The sequence below is a fragment of the Epilithonimonas tenax DSM 16811 genome (assembly GCF_000428485.1).
Classification (GTDB): domain Bacteria; phylum Bacteroidota; class Bacteroidia; order Flavobacteriales; family Weeksellaceae; genus Epilithonimonas; species Epilithonimonas tenax.
This window is the reverse complement of record NZ_AUAA01000014.1, coordinates 31797-49001: the sequence shown is the minus strand read 5'-3', so window position 1 is coordinate 49001 and position 17205 is coordinate 31797. Positions and strand designations below refer to the sequence as shown.

Genomic DNA, 17205 nt, shown 5'->3' with positions numbered 1-17205 from the left:
GTACTTTCTTAAAATCTAATTATTTTATTGATATTCACAGGTTTATGGGTTTATTTCTGTTTTCATATTCGTGTAATATTGCATCAATATGAAAGAACAAGACTGTGATTTGATAAACATTCTATCTATTTTTGATATCAGATAATTAATCTTAAGATTAAAACATCCCGTAGTTTTTTTACCTATCATCTATGTCCTTTTTTAGGCATTTCGATCTGCTATTTTTTATAAAGGGCAAATGGTCTTAGGTAATAATAGTTTAAAAAAAAATTATCAGTAATCATTAATCAATAAAATCAATATGAAGAAAATCAACTTTTTGGCCATTTTTCTAGCCCAGATGATCGGTGCACAATCCATTAATCTAATCAAAGATATCTATCCTGGAGTTCAGGGGTCCAGTCCTCAGTATCTTGCAAAGTACATTGACAAAGTTTACTTTTCTGCAAGTAATCCAATCTCCGGTAGCGAACTTTGGGTGACTGATGGCACGACGGAAGGCACACAAATGGTAGGAGATCAAATCCTTGGCACGAACGGACAGGTTCCTGCCAGTCTTACTGTTTTTAATAATAAAATATATTACTCCAGCTTGCTTGGAGATACCGCAAGTCCATCAGGTTTGTATACGTATGACGTTACAAATGGGGTGAAGCTCCTTTCCGAGAATCACAAATGGTCTTCCGGTCTTATGACCGCAAATAATAAATTTTACTTCAACGCAAATAATTTCCTCTACGAAGTGGATGCTAATGATAACATCAAAAAAGTAAGTGAAGACGTGAATCCCAACGGCTATGCAGCAGCCTTGAATGGTAAGTTGCTATTTGGTGGCCGTCCAGTGTCCAGTACAAATTATTATTACCAGTTGTATAGTTATGACGGTACTACTACCACTTTACTAAAAACAATCAATCCAACCAATACCGGAGGCGTACAAAACTTATTTTACAGTTCAGCTCTTGGTAAAGTGTTTTTCAGTGGTTCGGACAGTACAACTTCGTCAGAACCGTGGGTCACTGATGGTACAGAAGCAGGGACTTTTAGGCTAAAAGATATCAGTTCAGCGAGCATTTATTCTGGCTCCAGTCCATCTGATTTTACTCAAATGGGAGATAAAGTCATTTTTGTAGCTTCGGATTTTGCCACGACAGGTACAGAACTTTATTTCACAGATGGTACAGAAGCTGGAACCAAATTATTAAAAGATATCAACCCGGGAAGCAGCAGTTCCAGTCCTTCAAAGCTAATCTCACTCAACGGGAAAATCTATTTCTTCGCCAATGGTGGATCTAATGATGCCCAACTGTGGGAAACAGACGGAACAGCAGACGGAACAAAACTGACCTTGAAACTGAACCCAGGAAGTACTACTTTCTATCTGGCAGATATGGTAGGGAAAGATAACGCATTGTATCTCTCTGCAAAACTAGGAGTTTCTCCGGGACAGGAGTTGTATAAAGTAAATTTGGCACAAGGAGATTTGTCTGTTACTCCACTGAGCTCCAAAAAATCCAGCGTCTATCCTAATCCTACAACTGGTGAATTATTTGTGGAAAGCAACGCGAAAGGAAATTTTGAGGTGTATGATTTTACGGGCAAACTAATCCAAAAAGGTAAGATAGGCACAGATTCAAAAATTAATTTGATTGCAGAGCCAGGTATTTATCAGCTTAAAACAATTAGTGAAAATGCTAAAGAAAAAAACGCTTACAAAATCATCGTAAAATAAAAAATTCTGAATATGAAATTTAAAAATACCATTGCTTTTTTAGCATTAGCACTCTGCAGCTTTGTTGCAAAAGCACAGGTAGTCCATATACCTGATGAAGCTTTTCTAGAATATATGCTTCTTTATACAGATGTGGATACCAATTTTGATGGGCAGATCCAAGTCAGCGAAGCAGAAGCGTTTACCGGAACGGTTAATGTGTACAACTCTGCGGCAAAAGATCTTACAGGTCTGGAAGCTTTTAAGAACATTACCATTCTGCAAATCTCGAAAACTGGTATTTCCCACTTAGATATTTCAAATAATACCAAATTAGTGGGTCTTTTTGCCAGCTCTACGCTGATCGATACCATTGATGTTTCAAAAAATACAAATTTGACGCAGATAGAAGCGCAATACAATAATGAACTGAAAACTATTGTGTTTGGTTCTCAGAACTACAACGATTTGCAGACCGTCAGCTTAGCTTTTAACATTTTGGAAACAATCGATCTTAGTACTTGTCCTAATTTGAGTGCTCTTACACTTTCTAGCAATCAATTCAAATCTATAGACGTGACTAAAAACCCGAGGCTCACCAGATTAAGTATGGGAGCCAATCAGCTGACCGCATTGGATGTTACAAAAAATACGAGATTAATGATTTTGGGAATTGGCGTAAATCAGATCACTCACATCGATCTGTCCAAAAACAAACAACTCGACATTCTGAATCTCAACAGCAATCCTTTGGCTAGTCTTAATCTAAACAACAACACTTTCCTCACGCAGGTATTACTGGATTATACCCATGTTACAGAATTGGATATTTCCAAATTAGAAATGCTCAGGTATTTCTATGTGAATGGAACCAAGCTCAAAACGATTGATGCTTCCAAAAATACGGCTTTGGTAGGCTTGCAGGCGAGTCACTGTGCAGATCTGGAGTCTGTGGATGTGAAGAATGGAAACAACGTCAATGTATCATTGTGTGTCACAGAACAAGATCCAAAGTTGCGATGTATCCAGGTAGATGATGCGGCTTACAGCTCAAGCGCTTTCTTATGGGAAAAGGATGAGACAGCCACTTATACAGAGGATTGCGCACTTTTAGCTGTTAATGATTCTCAGCTTAGTGAATATCTAATGATCTATCCAAACCCAACTGCTGACATCCTGAATGTTAATACCAAAGCTTACGCCATCACTGTGACCAATTTTGCCGGACAGGTTGTGAAAACAGCGAAGAATGTTGATAGTTTAGATATGTCTCATCTTCCTTGTGGAGCGTACATAGTAAATATTCAAAGGGAGCAAAATGGAACTTACATCACCAAAAAAGTCATCAAAAAATAGATAAAGTCAGAAAATGAGGATGAATCAATATACTCTAAAAATGGCTGTAGCAGCACTATTTCTGTCCAGTTATAGTTTTGCACAAACCACAGAATCAGAAATTATCAACAGCTACCTGGGCCGATCCAAATCTGTTAAGATATCTAATGCTGCAACTTTCAAGATCTTGAATGTCCAAAACGATAAAGCTCTCAACGGCAAAGTTGTTCATATCAATCAAACCTTCAATGGTATTCCTGTTTATGGGGCTATTTCATCAGTATTAATTAAAAGCGATGAGGTTTCCTATATTTCCAATAATTTTGTAGCAGCAGATCTGGAGAAGAATAAGACTGTGGATAAAAAACCTTCCTACAATGTAAGAGCAAACTTCTCAACAATCCTGAGTTCTGTTGGTTTGAAATCCGACACTACCCGCTATACATTTGAAAAAAAAAAACATAATACTGTTTTATCACAACTAGCTTACCTCCCGAAAGATGATCAGTCTTTGCAATTGGTGTATGCTCTTAATTTTTATGAAGACGGTACCAATAATTACTGGAATGTTCTTGTAGATGCACAAAATGGAACATTGCTCAACAAATCAAATCTGACTTTGTCTTGCGATTTTTCAGATGCCGCGTATTCTCACGATCATGCTTCATCTTTTGATCTTTTGGATAGTAAAAAAACAGAGTCTCCAATTGTTTCAAGCAAGATCGCAAACAGCGCTGCAGAAAATGCGTCTTATCGGATTTTTCCTTTCCCTATAGAAGCGCCAACCTTTGGCATCAGGTCGCTTGTAAGCAATCCGTGGTGGACCGACGCTTCTCCTCTGGGTTGGCATAACGACGGAAATGCTGCTTATACAATAACAAGAGGCAATAATACGTATGCCTACGCGGACGAGACAGGATACAACACACCAAGTGCAATTGCTGATGGTGGTGTAAACAGACTTTTTGATTTCCCCTTTGGTGGCAGCACTGATCCGGCCACCTATAAAAATGCTTCTATTACAAATCTTTTCTACGTCAGCAATAAGATGCATGACATATTCTATCGCTTCGGCTTTGACGAAGAAGCAAGGAATTTCCAGTCGAATAATTTTGGCAAAGGGGAAGCGTACACAGACACAGATCCTGTTTTGTCAGAGTCTAGAGATGGGGGCGGTTATAATAATGCTAATTTTTCTACACCTCCCGATGGCTATGCACCACGTATGCAGATGTACCTTTGGCAAATTAGAAATTATCTGAGTTACAATACACCAGCAGATCTCAGCCCGAGAGAACCGATGACGGGGATCAATTCAGATTTTGGTAAACCACTTACCGCAATACCCATTACAACAGATGTTGTTTTAGCCACTCCCTTGGATGCCTGTACCAGTTTGAATAATACCAATTTGACTGGAAAGATCGCATTGATTCAACGAGGAACCTGTTATTTCGACGAAAAATTTAAAAATGCTCAGAACAAAGGTGCTGTAGCGGTGATTATTTATAACGCAGATCCCGCACAGGTGGTTGGTGATATGGTAGGAACAGGTATTACAGTTTCTATACCGGGTGTTTCAGTGAACAACGAGGAAGGTGTTCTTATCAAAGAAAAACTGGATGCCAATATCAGTGTCAATGTAAGCCTTCAAAATAAAAATACGTTATTAGATGGTAGTATGGATAATGGTGTGATAGCGCACGAATATGGGCACGGGATATCAACCAGAAGTACCGGAAACGGCTATACTTGCTTGGATTCATCTTATGCCAACGAACAGATGGGAGAGGGATGGTCAGATTTCTTCGCTCTTATGGTGACCAATTCTGAGGATGCAACAGCAGCACATCCACGCGGAATGGGAACTTATGTCAACAAAGAGGACACTACGGGTGCAGGGATTCGGCCTGCTAAATATTCACCAGATTTCAGCATCAATAGTTACACTTACGGTGATACCAATGGAATGGCCTACGACAATGGAGATGGGACTTACACATTAGCTGTACATCCGATAGGATTTGTTTGGGCAACTATGCTTTGGGATCTTCATTGGAAATTTGCGGAAAAATATGGTTTCTCTAATGACATTGCAAACAATAAAGATTCTGGAAGTGCTAAGGTCATGCAGTTGGTAACAAGTGCGTTAAAAATACAAGGTTGTTATCCCTCATTTGTTAAAGGTCGTGATGCTATCATCGCTGCAGATCAATCCATAAACAATGGTGAAAACAAATGTATGATCTGGGAAACATTTGCAAAAAGAGGATTAGGTTTCAATGCTAAGCCCGGGAAAACTGCTGGTAGTGGAAACACGATTCTTTCATCAATTTCAGATCAGGTCGAAGATTTTTCTATTCCATTGGCTTGTCAAAATCTAAGTACACAGAACAATCTGATTGAAGACAGCGGTGTTGTTTTGCATCCTAATCCCGCAAAAAATGAGTTTTTCATAAGTGTCAAAAAATCAGCGAATTCAGAAAAAGTAATGGTTTCGATTTATGATATTACTGGTAAAAAAGTGTCTGAGCAACTGACCAATATCTCCACTGGATCAGTTGATACAACTAATCTGACCGATGGCGTTTACATCATAAAAGGTGAAGGTATCGGCATTAGTTTCAGTAAAAAACTGATTGTTAAAAAGTAACTTCATTAGCACTCACGCCGCTTCTTTTTTAGCCAGTGATGAGGCAAATTGGTAAGCCGCTCATAAAGTATCGGAATCAGTTGACGAAGGTTATTAAATGATTGTTTTCTTTAAAACGAGCAACAATTTAAAAAAGAAATATCAGATGTTGTTAAATCATTGGTAATGTCCCAATAATGTGATGTCAGAAAAATAGCGCCACGTAGCTTTAGCGGCGCTATTTGGCTGTTGTGATCTCTAAACGACTCTATATAAACCATTTACTAAGATATGTCAATAATAGGATTAAACCACGATCAATGATTATCTATCCGGATGATCGTTTGGCGCTCATTAGAATGCTGAGGACTATAGTTGTTCCATCCATCTTTTTTCTGAAGATGAAATATGGTAATTAACTTACAATGATTAATTATTTTAAATATATTTTCAATAAATTTACTTTATTGTTGATTTATTAGCACGTTATTTGCGATCAATTTATGAAAATTTTATTATGCTGAAAAATTACAACGCAGTTCTGTTATTTTGTGTCGTATTTTTTTACGGGCAAAAACCGGTTTCCCAATTGTCTGAAACCAGATCTCTCACATCTAGTACCGTATTTGATAATAAACGATCAATACCTACCGATAGTGAATCAAATCTTTTACCTCTTAAATCCGGTAGTGACCCAGAGAACAGTGTAGAGCAAGATTATACCCTTGCCCCAAACAGCTATATTTTTTATAAAGATGGTATGATGCCAGACGGTACCAAAACTGATGGCCTTTACATTCCTGTTGCAAAAGCCTATCAGATGTGGAAACAGGGAAGATATATGCAAAATGAAGCCGGTTTATTCACGCCAATCAGTGAAAACGGTCAGCAGACTGCCACTGTGTTTTGGGAAGATGTGAATGGGTTGATAAGTTCTACCACACTTGTGGGAACAGGGGAAAATGCTACAATTAAAGTCCTAATCGACAAAACGAAAGGAGAGGGTAATGCTACGATTGCTTTAAAAGTAGATGGAATCATCTATTGGACTTGGCATATTTGGATTACAGATGATCCTAAGGATGGCGCAACATATGGACAGGGATTTGAAAGCAATGTTTTGAATCAGGCATTTGTTCCTCAATATATGGATCGGAATTTAGGCGCAACCAACGCCAGCTTTCTTGGTCATGACTGGCACAAATCCGGTGGACTCATGTACCAATGGGGAAGAAAAGATCCCATTCCTCCATTAGAGTACAAAGATGGTACATTCTATGAGGTAACAGGTGATATTGGCAGCAGAAGACATTCGTTTGCCGCTTTACCATCTACTCCCATCTCTTTAAAGCAAAGAGAAACCGATACCAATGCCTATGATATTAATGGAAACATCAGATATTCTATTAATAATCCTATTGATATCATGACACATGCTGCTAATGATGGAACTTGGTTTTCCAGCCAGGAATATAAGACTAATCATTCCAATCCGGATTTGATAGAAACCTGGGATCTGTGGTCTGATAACAGAAAAGGACTGCATAGTAATGCCTCGAGTAGTAATAACGTGCTTGCTGCAGATAGCAAATCTTATGAATTAAAATCAGAATTTGATCCCTGTCCCAATGGGTGGAGAGTTCCTTCGCATTATGGTAGAAATACAATTAATAATAACCTGAACCCTCTAGGAAGGAAAAACAGTGGTGTTAATGATGATACCAATAGCACAAACAGTCAGATATTCCCACATTCAATCAATGATGTATTATCGGGTGTCAAGGTTTATCCAGGCAGAGGAATCAATTTTAATGGTACAGATGATAGAAAAATAGGACTTATGCCTACGAGTGGTAACTATATTTATTACTCAGGCAGCGATGGTGCTCCTGCAACGGTTGTCTATCAGGATCAGGGTTCTGATGCATTATTGCTTAATGCTACTTATGGCATTGGTGGCAGCAGAAGTACAATTATCCGTAGTGATCCAGAGCGGTCAGATGTTTCTAGTACTGGATGGAACGGGATTTACGTCAATCAAACCGTTCAAACCAATGGTTTGGGAGCGGTAAGATGTATGAAAGATCCCAATATGGCACTTTTGCCTTCGTTTTATGAAACCGAATATGTATTGTCAACAAATAATGATAGTGCAAATTACAAAGCTTGGACAAAAGAACCCAACAGTTTTGTTGTCATGACTGGTAATACGGCGGATGTGTTGGCACAAGATAAGGTATTGGTGATTAGTCTCAAAAAAGCCTATGCAGTTCAGAAACTATATTTGTCTGATAATAAGGAGATTCCTTCTGGCAATGTAAATACTGGAAGTGTGATATGGACGGATAACCAAAACTTAATCAAAAAAATTCAAATTGTTGGAACATATCCAGATGAGCAAATGAGAGTTACAATAGCTGCAAATAAAAAAAGTAATGCCGTAGTCGCTTTTCATAAAGGAAATAATGGCGTTTGGGGAAGCTCAAATCCAGATAAGGTGCTTTGGAGCTGGCACATTTGGGCTCCGGTTACTGACCCATTGGCAGAAGAAAATCAAATCACTTATACAACCGAATCTGTTGAGAATGGTGGAGTCATTTCTGCATCAAACGGGCAAATCATAAATCCTGTTAAAGGTGGAACACCGCTTAAAACCACTTTTATGGATAGAAATCTGGGCGCTTTGCATGTATTGCCATCATTATTGATCAGGCCAAATGTAGCAGTGGAGCTGGAGTCAAAAACACAAATTCAACAATCTGGCGGATTGCACTATCAATGGGGAAGAAAAGATCCATTGCCGACTTTCCATTATCCTGGAGGGACGCAATATATCTCCGCTCATGGCAACAGCATTCAAGTTGCAGCGGAGTACAATGTTTACAAGCAAACCGGAGTAGATGCTAATAACAATATTGTTTTAGGGCTGTCAAATCCTATAACAGACGCAATTTTCTCTTCAACAGATAAGACCACCGGATATTCCAGAGAGTGGGATGTCTATCAATCCAGTGCCGGCATTTTAAATGCTGATCTTAAAAATGAAAGGATTAGAAAAATCATAAAATATGCAACTGAAAATCCATTATATTTCCTTTTCCAACCCAAAACTGGTAATGAATTAGGGATTGAAGATGTCGGGACATTGTCCGCAAAATCAATACAGGTAAAAGATTGGATTTCCGACGAAAACGGCTTGGCACAAGACAGATGGGGACACGCTACAGAAAAATCAGTTTACGATCCTTGTCCAGGAGGATGGCGAGTTCCGGATACCGCTAATGCCAATTTATTTGCTGCAGGCAACAATGGTTCTTACGCAAAAGGCTCATCTCCCTGGTTCTATAATGGATACAATACCACAAGTAGTTTTGCCAATTACGGTATTGTGCAGAGTACCATTGCGGATCTTACGGCTGGGGCAGTAAACAATGCGGCAACCGTCAGGCAATACCCAGGCTACACGCTTACGGTTACTACAGAAGATACAATGCCAGGCAGCAGAACTGGCTGGGTCTTTAATTTTCCTAACTCCAAATATAATATTGGAAATATTCCAGCAACAGGCGTCAGGGGAATACTTGGTGGGAATGATTGGAAAAATATCAGGAACGGATATCCCAATGCAGATAATTATAAATATCAAACTGGATTATGGACAAGTTCCCCTGCTGATTTTTACACCGGTTATGCTATTGGGCTTGATCTCAGTAGCACATCCGGATTTGGTGGAAAACTGGCATCTGGTACCGGCTTCTATCCACAAGCTGCTATGGGCGTTCGATGCGTGAAGGATACGGAACGATATATGGGAGATCTGCCATACACGACGAGTCCCGATACAACATACCTCAATTCTGTAATTACGATAAAGGTTAACAACGATGGTGGTATCCAAATTCATCCAAATCCTGTAAAAGATGTTCTTCACATCATTTCACAAAATAATGATAAACAGGATGCGGAATTTGTAATTTTCAATACGGCAGGAGGAATTGTTAAAAAAGGTCATTTAAGCAACAGCAGCATCAATATCTCAAGCTTACCATCAGGTGTTTATATGCTAACCATTGAGGATACCGCGAAAGCATTCAAAATTATAAAAAAATAAAAAACACAGATTTAAAGAAAGATTTTGGACAGATATTTTCAGGTCTTTCCTGTAAAACTTACAGGTACAATGTAGTTTGAGGTCTCTCTCTCTCTCTCTTTCTGAAAGAGAAAAACTTGAGAATGACCTTAAAAATGATCCCAACAATTTTGTTGAAAAATATCGCTTGATCTCATAGAATAAATGGCGCCACTTGTTTTCAAGTGGCGCCATTTGGATTTTGTGAACATGACAGGACTCTATTCAAACCATCTAATGGAAGATATAGATAATATTTTGAAGGTGTTAAACGACATATGAGCTATAATTTGATATGTAGAATCAATTAAAAATCTATAGTTGTATTTGAAATTCTTCTTGTTAAAAAGCAAAAGTATGTTTGAATTCGTCAAGAGTATTTATTCTAAAAGTTGTTTAAAATAGATTTGGATATTTAAGTATAATCTATAGAATCGCAGATAAATATGATTATTATAAAATAACAACAAATCTTGATATTTGCTGAACTTGCTTGTAATTCAAAGCTGATAATCTAAATTTGCAAAAAAAACCTTAGTCTTCGATTATGAATAACAAATTAGATGATTACACCAAAAATTGCTTTTTATATGAAAACACATTGCCTGAATGGTGGGATTTAATTCAAACAAAACAAACTATTATCAAAGTCAAAAAAGGACAAAAATTCATAGATGAAGGGACGGAAACTTTGGGTATTTATTTTATTCACAAAGGTTTTGTAAAAGTTCATAAACATTGGGGACAACGTGAAATGATTGTGTGATTTGCAAAAGAAGGAGATATTGTTGGAAATCGGGGAATTTCAGTCGGAAACTCTCTTTCTCCAATTTCTGCCACTTCGATGAAAGATTCTGTTCTTTGCTTTTTAGAACTCGATTTTTTTAAAACCCTGCTGAAAACCAATAATACTTTTGCTTATAGACTGATGATGTTTTATGCAGATGAACTTCATTGGTCGGAACAAAAGATGGGGAGTTTGGTTCATTTGTCTGTAAAAGAACGTTTCGTCGTTAATCTTTTATATCTTATCAATCATTTAGGGCTTGATAAAGAAAATGTTTTAAAAGCAGAGCTTACCAAAACAGATTTGGCCGCCTATGTAGGAACAACCTATGAGACTATTTATCGCGTAATTTAAGAAATGGAAAATGAAGATATCATCTCATTTACAGGTAAAAAAATTGAAATAGTAAACCTCAATAAATTAAAATCAATCAAGAAATAATATAAAATAATAGAAAAAGTTTTTAAGCACCTTTTAATAGGTATTTTTTTTTGGATTTTGATTGATGGATTGAATCTGAATAGGTGCGATTTGAAGAAATCAGTTAAATAAGATCGGTATGATGCAAATCATATTAATGATAAAGGTTTGTCATTCAGTTAACTAGTTTGTATTATTTAAACTATTTATTTTGAATCATTTTAAATAAGATAAATTAGTCTTATTTAAGAATCTATTGCTGTATATTTGTGAAAGAAAATAAACGTTCTTCTTTGATCGTAAGTGAGTTATCATTAAAATTCTTCAAAATGTTCAGCATTTTTACAAATATCAATAAAAAAGCATTCATCAACGCTATTATTGCAACCCTCGTTGTGATTGCTGCCACGATTATCGGCTCTGTCAATCTGCAGAATTTTGATGCGGCGCTCAGTATCTATTTCTTCGGAACCATTTGTATGACTTTCGGAGTGGTATATCATCACTCAGTCTGGAAACAGCGTCCTGCAACACAGAAATATTGGAAGCGCACCTGGGAATTCATTTTCAGCAAAGATTATCCTATTTATATGAAAGAGGTTGTTCGTCTTTCTATTCGTAATATTTTATTTCAAAAATTTATTATGCCAAGAGGAAGAATGCGATGGTTTGGGCATTTTCTCTTGGCTACAGGATGTTTGATTTCTTTTGCCGTAACATTTGGATTGACTTTCGGATGGATGCATTTTACCCTGAAAGAAGGCACAATCGATATGTACGAAACCCATATGATGGGTTTCACAGTGATGACTTTTCCTTTAAATACAGTAATGGCGACCATTCTTTTCCACATTTTGGTTTGGACGGCGATTATGGTCATCGTAGGTTGTTTAATTATGATGCACAGAAGGTTTGTAGATGAAGGATTAATCGCAACACAATGGTTTGAAAGAGACTGGCTTCCCTTGATTTTACTTGTAGCAGTTTCCGTCACTGGTTTGGGAATTTGGTTTGATTATTCTTATCTCGAAGGAAAGATGAGCCAGTTTATGGCAATTATTCACGCAATTACCGTTGCAATGTTTCTGATGTGGATTCCGTTCGGAAAATTTTTTCACATTTTTCAAAGACCGGCGCAAGTTGGCGCAAACATCTATAAAATTGAAGGAAAACGCCGTGGAATGCAAACTTGTCCGCACACCGGCGATGAATATACGACTTCAATGCACATCGAAGATTTAAAAGAAATAACCCAAGAAATGGGATTCGATTTAGAAAATGAAGAAGGGAAAAGCTACTTGGATTTTAGTCCGGAAGGAAAACGGGCAATGCTTGCAAAAGCGCATCTGAAAGCACGACAAGAATCTGGAACTTATTTTGGTTAAAATTTAAAATAAAATGGCAAAATTACCCGTAACAGCCGACGAAATTATCAATGTTTTCGGACCGCACAAACATTATCCAAACAAAGGTACCGTGAGGTCTAATCCTCAAAATCCTGATGCTTTGGTAAAAACGCATTGCTGTTTTTGTGGTTTGCAATGTGGCATTCAATTAAAAGTAAAAGACAAAAAAGTAGTAGGTTTTGAACCTTGGAATGAGTTTCCGTTTAATGAAGGCAGACTTTGCCCAAAAGGTGTACAGCGCTACATGCAGGACAATCATCCGGACCGTTTGCTTTCGCCGTACAAAAGGGTAGAAGGTAAAGGTTTTGTGCCGATAGAATGGGACGAAGCGTACGATGTTGTCATTAATGAAATCAAAAGAATACAGGAAAAATACGGGAAAAATTCTTTCGCAATGTTATCCGGCGTTTCTCTTACGAACGAGAAAAGTTATATGGTCGGGAAATTTGCCAGAGTTGCCCTGAAAACTGCAAACCTCGACTATAACGGTCGTCTTTGTATGGTAAGTGCAGGTGCAGGAAACAAAAAAGCCTTCGGGATGGACAGGTCTTCCAACAGTTGGGCAGATTTGGCGCACGCAGAAGTCATCATCATTACCGGAGCAAATGTGAGTGAATGTTTCCCTGTTTTAACCCATAAAATCTGGGAAGCTCGTGATAATGGAGCCAAATTAATTGTCATCGACCCACGCCAAATCCCGATTGCCAGAACTGCCGATATTCATCTGCCATTGAGACCCGGAACCGATTCTGCATTGACGAATACAATGTTGAAAGTTTTAATTGATAACAATTGGCTGGATAACGATTTTATTAATAATTACACTTCAGGATTTGAAGAAACCGTTGCAGCAGTACAAGAATGTACGCTAGAATGGGGCGAAGAAGTTACAGGAATTCCCAAAGAATTAATTTATAAAGCCGCAGAAATGTGGGGTAAAGCCAAAACCAGTTTCCTGATGCATGCTCGCGGAATCGAACATCATTCTAAAGGTGTTCAGAACGTTTCAAGCTGTATCAATTTAGTTTTGGCAACCGGAAGAATAGGAAAACCTTATTGCGGTTACGGAACCATTACCGGGCAAGGGAACGGACAAGGCGGTCGTGAACACGGTCACAAATGCGACCAACTTCCAGGAAACAGAGACATCGAAAATCCCGAACATCGAAAATTTGTTGCCAATGTTTGGGGAATCAAAGAAGAAGATATGCCCGGAAAAGGTTTAAGTGCCTACGAAATTATTGAGGCGATTAACCGAGGCGAGATTAAAGGTTTACTTTCAATTTGTTTTAATCCTTTGGTTTCTTTGCCAAACAACAGTAACGTTCGTGCAGCATTAGAAAAATTAGAGTTTTACGCCGGAATTGATTTCTTTTTATCAGAAACTTTGCGCCACGCCAACATTATTCTCGCTGGTTCTTTGCAGGAAGAGGAAGAAGGAACAACAACTTCTGCGGAAGGTCGCGTCATCAGAATCCGTGCAGTGGTTGACCCACCGGGAAAAGCTAAGCGAGACAGCGAAATTTTAATGGAGCTCGCCAGAAGATTAGGCCAAGGTGATAAATTTAATTATAAAAACAGCGAAGAAACTTTTAATGAATTAAGAGTTGCATCCAGAGGAAGCGCCGCAGATTATTACGGAATTACCTACGAAAGAGTAGAAAAAAATCTCGGAATTTTCTGGCCTTGTCCAACCGAAGACCATCCCGGAACACCGAGACTTTGGGAAGACAAAGTTTTCAATACAAACGATAAAAAAGCGCATTTCAACCCAACGCCTTATAAAAAACCAACTGAAGAACCAGATGAAGATTATCCTATTGTGTTGACGACGGGTAGAGTTGTAAGCCAATATTTAAGCGGTTCACAAACCCGTAGAATTGGGAAATTGGTTGATTTGTATCCGGAACCTTTGCTGGAAATTCATCCAAAATTGGCAGCAAAATATGGCATCGAAGAAAATGATTTGGTTAAAGTTTCTACAAGACGTGGAAGCGCATTATTTCCTGCAAATGTGGTGGAGACCATCAGACAGGACACTGTTTTCATCCCTTATCATTGGGGCGGAGTGAATTCTGCAAACCAATTAACCATCGATGCTTTGGACCCGGTTTCAAAAATTCCTGAGTTTAAAGTTTGTGCCTGCAAAGTGGAAAAAACAGGACGTAAAAAAGGAGAAAATTCAGAAGAATTTGCCAACCAAAGTAGAGATATTCAATATTAAATTTTAAAAAATTATGGCGGAGCAATTTGAAAAATTTAATGATATGGAGTTCTTCGTGGATATGCAGCGATGCATTGGCTGTCACGCGTGCGAGATGGCTTGTGCAGAGTGTGAAACCAACGGAGAAACCTCAATGATTCATATTCATTATGTTGACAGAGCAGAGACGATTCAGACTACAGTTCAGGTTTGTATGCACTGCGAAGACCCTATTTGCGCAAACGTTTGTCCGGCAGACGCAATCACAAAAGATGAATACGGAATCGTGCACACAGCAGATACTTCCAAATGCATCGGTTGTGCCAATTGCGTCATCGGTTGTCCGTTCGGCGTTCCACAAATTCCGGATCAAAGCGCAATGTTGATGATGAAATGCAATATGTGCTACGATAGAACAAGTACTGGACTCAAGCCAATGTGTGCAACAGTTTGTCCGAGTGGCGCATTAACCTTTGATACCAGAGAAAATGTGGCGAAGAAAAGACCAAACAGTTCACCTGTCAACCGCTTTATTTTCGGGAAAGAAGTCGTGAATACCAAAGTGAATATCATGATGCCGAAAGGCAGCGAAGAATTAAAAGTTTTTTAATCATAATACAATGTCAGAAGATAATAAAAAAATCCCCGCCTGGAAAGCCGATTTTCCCATCAAAAAACGAGAAGCAGCCTACGTTTCCCGCAAAGAATTCATCAAACTCATCACCTTTTTCTCTGGGACTTTAGCATTGGCAAATGTTGCGATTCCGGTGTTCAATCATTTCAAAAAAGAGGAAAAACTCGGCGAATATTTCGTGGGATTGACCACCGACCTCAATGTTGGTGGTATGCGGACTTTCTACATCAACGAAGACCACAGAAATCCCTATATGCTCATCAGATTAGCCGAAGACAAATGGAAAGTTTTCGAGCAAAAATGCACGCATCTTTCGTGTTCTGTCCTATACAATCACGATGAAAAAGTGATAGAATGTCCTTGTCATCATGGTTTTTTCAATCCGGATGATGGTTCTGTCATTCAAGGTCCGCCACCAAGACCGCTTCCACAATTGACGGTTGTTATCAAAGAAGATAAAATTTTCGTGACAGATTTCATCAAAGAAGCCAAGGAAACAAACGGTCACGGATAAAACGATATTTAATTTGGCAACTATTTCCGTCTGAAGTCCCCGCTTTTTTGCAAATTTCCCGAGGCTTTTCCCAAGTTAAAATTCTCAAAAAGAGCTCGGTTCAAGCCGGGTTGCAATCATTCGAAGGTTCTAAATAAACTATAAAAATAACAAAATGTCAATACGAAAGAAACCCATCAAAAAAGTAACCTTCCGCGTCAACGAAATGTTGGTTGCCATCATCAGCATTTACATATTGTTGGTCAGTATGCAGATGTGGCTTTTGTTTGGAACCATCAACAAAGCTTTAGACAAAGAACATATCGATTTTGCGTGGTATTCCGCAATCGGTTCTGTTGTGATATTTCTCTGTACCATTTTCTTTTTGAGATATGTACCCGATGTTCCGACCGGACAAATCAAAAATTCAGAAGCCGAAAACGATGACAAAGCCTACTGATTTACTCGATTCCTTCGGGCGAAAACACGATTATCTCCGACTCTCGATTACCGATAGTTGCAATTTCCGATGTCTGTATTGTATGCCCGATGAACCGTTCAAAAGTACACCTTCCATCGAGTTGATGAACAGTCAGGAAATTTTCGAAATTTCTAAAATTTTCGTTCAACAATTTAATATCAATAAAATCAGAATTACAGGTGGCGAACCTTTGGTAAGAACCGATTTTGAAACCATTATTCAACAAATTTCTACCTTGGATGCGCGTATTGGAATTACAACCAACGGCGTTTTGCTTCATAAATATTTTGATTTATTTGAGAAATGTGGCGTCAGAAATCTCAATATCAGCATCGATTCTCTTGATCGGGAAAAATTTAAATATATTACGAAAAGAGACCTTTTTCAAACGGTTTGGGACAATATCAAAGAAAGCATAAAACGTGGATTCAATGTAAAACTAAATGTTGTTGTGATGCGAGGTTTCAATGAGGACGAAATCCCTGAATTTATCGCACTCTCTCATCATTATCCCATAGAGTTGAGGTTTATAGAATTTATGCCATTTACAGGAAATTCTTGGGAGAAAAATAAAGTCATTCCCATTTCAGAAATGCTCACCTTGGTTTCAGAACATTTCACTTACGAAAAGGTGGCAGACGGCAAGAATGATACCTCCAGAAAATACAGAATTAATAAAGAAAGTAAAGGTGTCTTTGGTTTGATTTCTACAATGAGCAACTCCTTTTGCGCTGGTTGCAATCGAATCCGTATCACATCTGACGGAAAAATGAAAAACTGTTTGTTTGGTGCCGATGAATTCGATTTGTTAAAATCTTTTAGAAATAATGAAAATGTAACCGAACTCATCCAACTCGGAATCATCAAAAAACACAAAGAAAAAGGCGGACAATTCTCCGAAATGGAAAATGTAAACAACCAGAAAATCATCAACAGAAGTATGATAAAAATTGGCGGATAAAAATTTTGCCAAC

Annotated in this window: 12 protein-coding genes; all 12 read left to right on the top strand. The window is 38.2% G+C overall.

Annotation, left to right across the window (positions count from 1 at the left end):
- The first annotated feature begins 301 nt into the window (after positions 1–301).
- The 12 genes from F564_RS0108870 (at position 302) to moaA (ending at position 17192) form a co-directional block, all read left to right on the top strand.
- Positions 302–1732, top strand: coding sequence for a T9SS type A sorting domain-containing protein (locus F564_RS0108870; RefSeq protein WP_028122331.1), 1431 nt, complete (start codon positions 302–304; stop codon positions 1730–1732).
- A 12-nt stretch (positions 1733–1744) separates the two neighbouring features.
- The gene (locus tag F564_RS0108865) at positions 1745–3067 is read left to right on the top strand and encodes a T9SS type A sorting domain-containing protein (protein ID WP_028122330.1); all 1323 of its coding nucleotides are present in this window, start codon (positions 1745–1747) and stop codon (positions 3065–3067) included.
- A gap of 40 nt (positions 3068–3107) precedes the next feature.
- Positions 3108–5699 (top strand): T9SS-dependent M36 family metallopeptidase, encoded by a 2592-nt coding sequence (locus F564_RS0108860; protein ID WP_051259619.1) that lies wholly within the window; start codon positions 3108–3110, stop codon positions 5697–5699.
- A 496-nt stretch (positions 5700–6195) separates the two neighbouring features.
- Positions 6196–9789 carry a T9SS type A sorting domain-containing protein gene (locus F564_RS0108855; protein WP_028122328.1) on the top strand — a complete coding sequence of 1198 codons (3594 nt, stop codon included), beginning with the start codon at positions 6196–6198 and terminating at the stop codon, positions 9787–9789.
- 565 nt (positions 9790–10354) lie between these two features.
- On the top strand, positions 10355–10573 hold the full coding sequence (locus F564_RS20415) for a cyclic nucleotide-binding domain-containing protein (protein WP_051259618.1): 219 nt from the start codon (positions 10355–10357) through the stop codon (positions 10571–10573).
- A gap of 78 nt (positions 10574–10651) precedes the next feature.
- Positions 10652–10948, top strand: coding sequence for a Crp/Fnr family transcriptional regulator (locus F564_RS20410; protein WP_051259617.1), 297 nt, complete (start codon positions 10652–10654; stop codon positions 10946–10948).
- A gap of 395 nt (positions 10949–11343) precedes the next feature.
- Positions 11344–12399, top strand: a complete 1056-nt coding sequence (locus tag F564_RS0108845; protein WP_028122327.1) for a hypothetical protein — start codon at positions 11344–11346, stop codon at positions 12397–12399.
- 13 nt (positions 12400–12412) lie between these two features.
- Positions 12413–14644 (top strand): molybdopterin oxidoreductase family protein, encoded by a 2232-nt coding sequence (locus F564_RS0108840; RefSeq protein ID WP_028122326.1) that lies wholly within the window; start codon positions 12413–12415, stop codon positions 14642–14644.
- 13 nt (positions 14645–14657) lie between these two features.
- Positions 14658–15233, top strand: a complete 576-nt coding sequence (locus tag F564_RS0108835) for a 4Fe-4S dicluster domain-containing protein (RefSeq protein ID WP_028122325.1) — start codon at positions 14658–14660, stop codon at positions 15231–15233.
- A 10-nt stretch (positions 15234–15243) separates the two neighbouring features.
- On the top strand, positions 15244–15771 hold the full coding sequence (locus tag F564_RS0108830) for a QcrA and Rieske domain-containing protein (RefSeq protein WP_028122324.1): 528 nt from the start codon (positions 15244–15246) through the stop codon (positions 15769–15771).
- A 154-nt stretch (positions 15772–15925) separates the two neighbouring features.
- Positions 15926–16210: a DUF6755 family protein gene (locus F564_RS0108825; protein ID WP_028122323.1), complete on the top strand. Its 285-nt coding sequence runs from the start codon at positions 15926–15928 to the stop codon at positions 16208–16210.
- Positions 16194–17192 carry a GTP 3',8-cyclase MoaA gene (moaA, locus tag F564_RS0108820; protein WP_034981160.1) on the top strand — a complete coding sequence of 333 codons (999 nt, stop codon included), beginning with the start codon at positions 16194–16196 and terminating at the stop codon, positions 17190–17192. Before F564_RS0108825 ends, moaA begins: the two co-directional genes overlap by 17 nt.
- Positions 17193–17205: the final 13 nt, after the last annotated feature.

Bases quoted from the DNA above. Each gene is read 5' to 3' on its own strand.
- F564_RS0108855 (WP_028122328.1), top strand. From the start codon at position 6,196: ATGCTGAAAAATTACAACGCAGTTCTGTTATTTTGTGTCGTATTTTTT.
- F564_RS0108830 (WP_028122324.1), top strand. From the start codon at position 15,244: ATGTCAGAAGATAATAAAAAAATCCCCGCCTGGAAAGCCGATTTTCCC.
- F564_RS0108835 (WP_028122325.1), top strand. From the start codon at position 14,658: ATGGCGGAGCAATTTGAAAAATTTAATGATATGGAGTTCTTCGTGGAT.
- F564_RS0108845 (WP_028122327.1), top strand. From the start codon at position 11,344: ATGTTCAGCATTTTTACAAATATCAATAAAAAAGCATTCATCAACGCT.
- F564_RS0108840 (WP_028122326.1), top strand. From the start codon at position 12,413: ATGGCAAAATTACCCGTAACAGCCGACGAAATTATCAATGTTTTCGGA.
- F564_RS0108870 (WP_028122331.1), top strand. From the start codon at position 302: ATGAAGAAAATCAACTTTTTGGCCATTTTTCTAGCCCAGATGATCGGT.
- moaA (WP_034981160.1), top strand. From the start codon at position 16,194: ATGACAAAGCCTACTGATTTACTCGATTCCTTCGGGCGAAAACACGAT.
- F564_RS0108860 (WP_051259619.1), top strand. From the start codon at position 3,108: ATGGCTGTAGCAGCACTATTTCTGTCCAGTTATAGTTTTGCACAAACC.
- F564_RS0108825 (WP_028122323.1), top strand. From the start codon at position 15,926: ATGTCAATACGAAAGAAACCCATCAAAAAAGTAACCTTCCGCGTCAAC.
- F564_RS20410 (WP_051259617.1), top strand. From the start codon at position 10,652: ATGAAAGATTCTGTTCTTTGCTTTTTAGAACTCGATTTTTTTAAAACC.
- F564_RS20415 (WP_051259618.1), top strand. From the start codon at position 10,355: ATGAATAACAAATTAGATGATTACACCAAAAATTGCTTTTTATATGAA.
- F564_RS0108865 (WP_028122330.1), top strand. From the start codon at position 1,745: ATGAAATTTAAAAATACCATTGCTTTTTTAGCATTAGCACTCTGCAGC.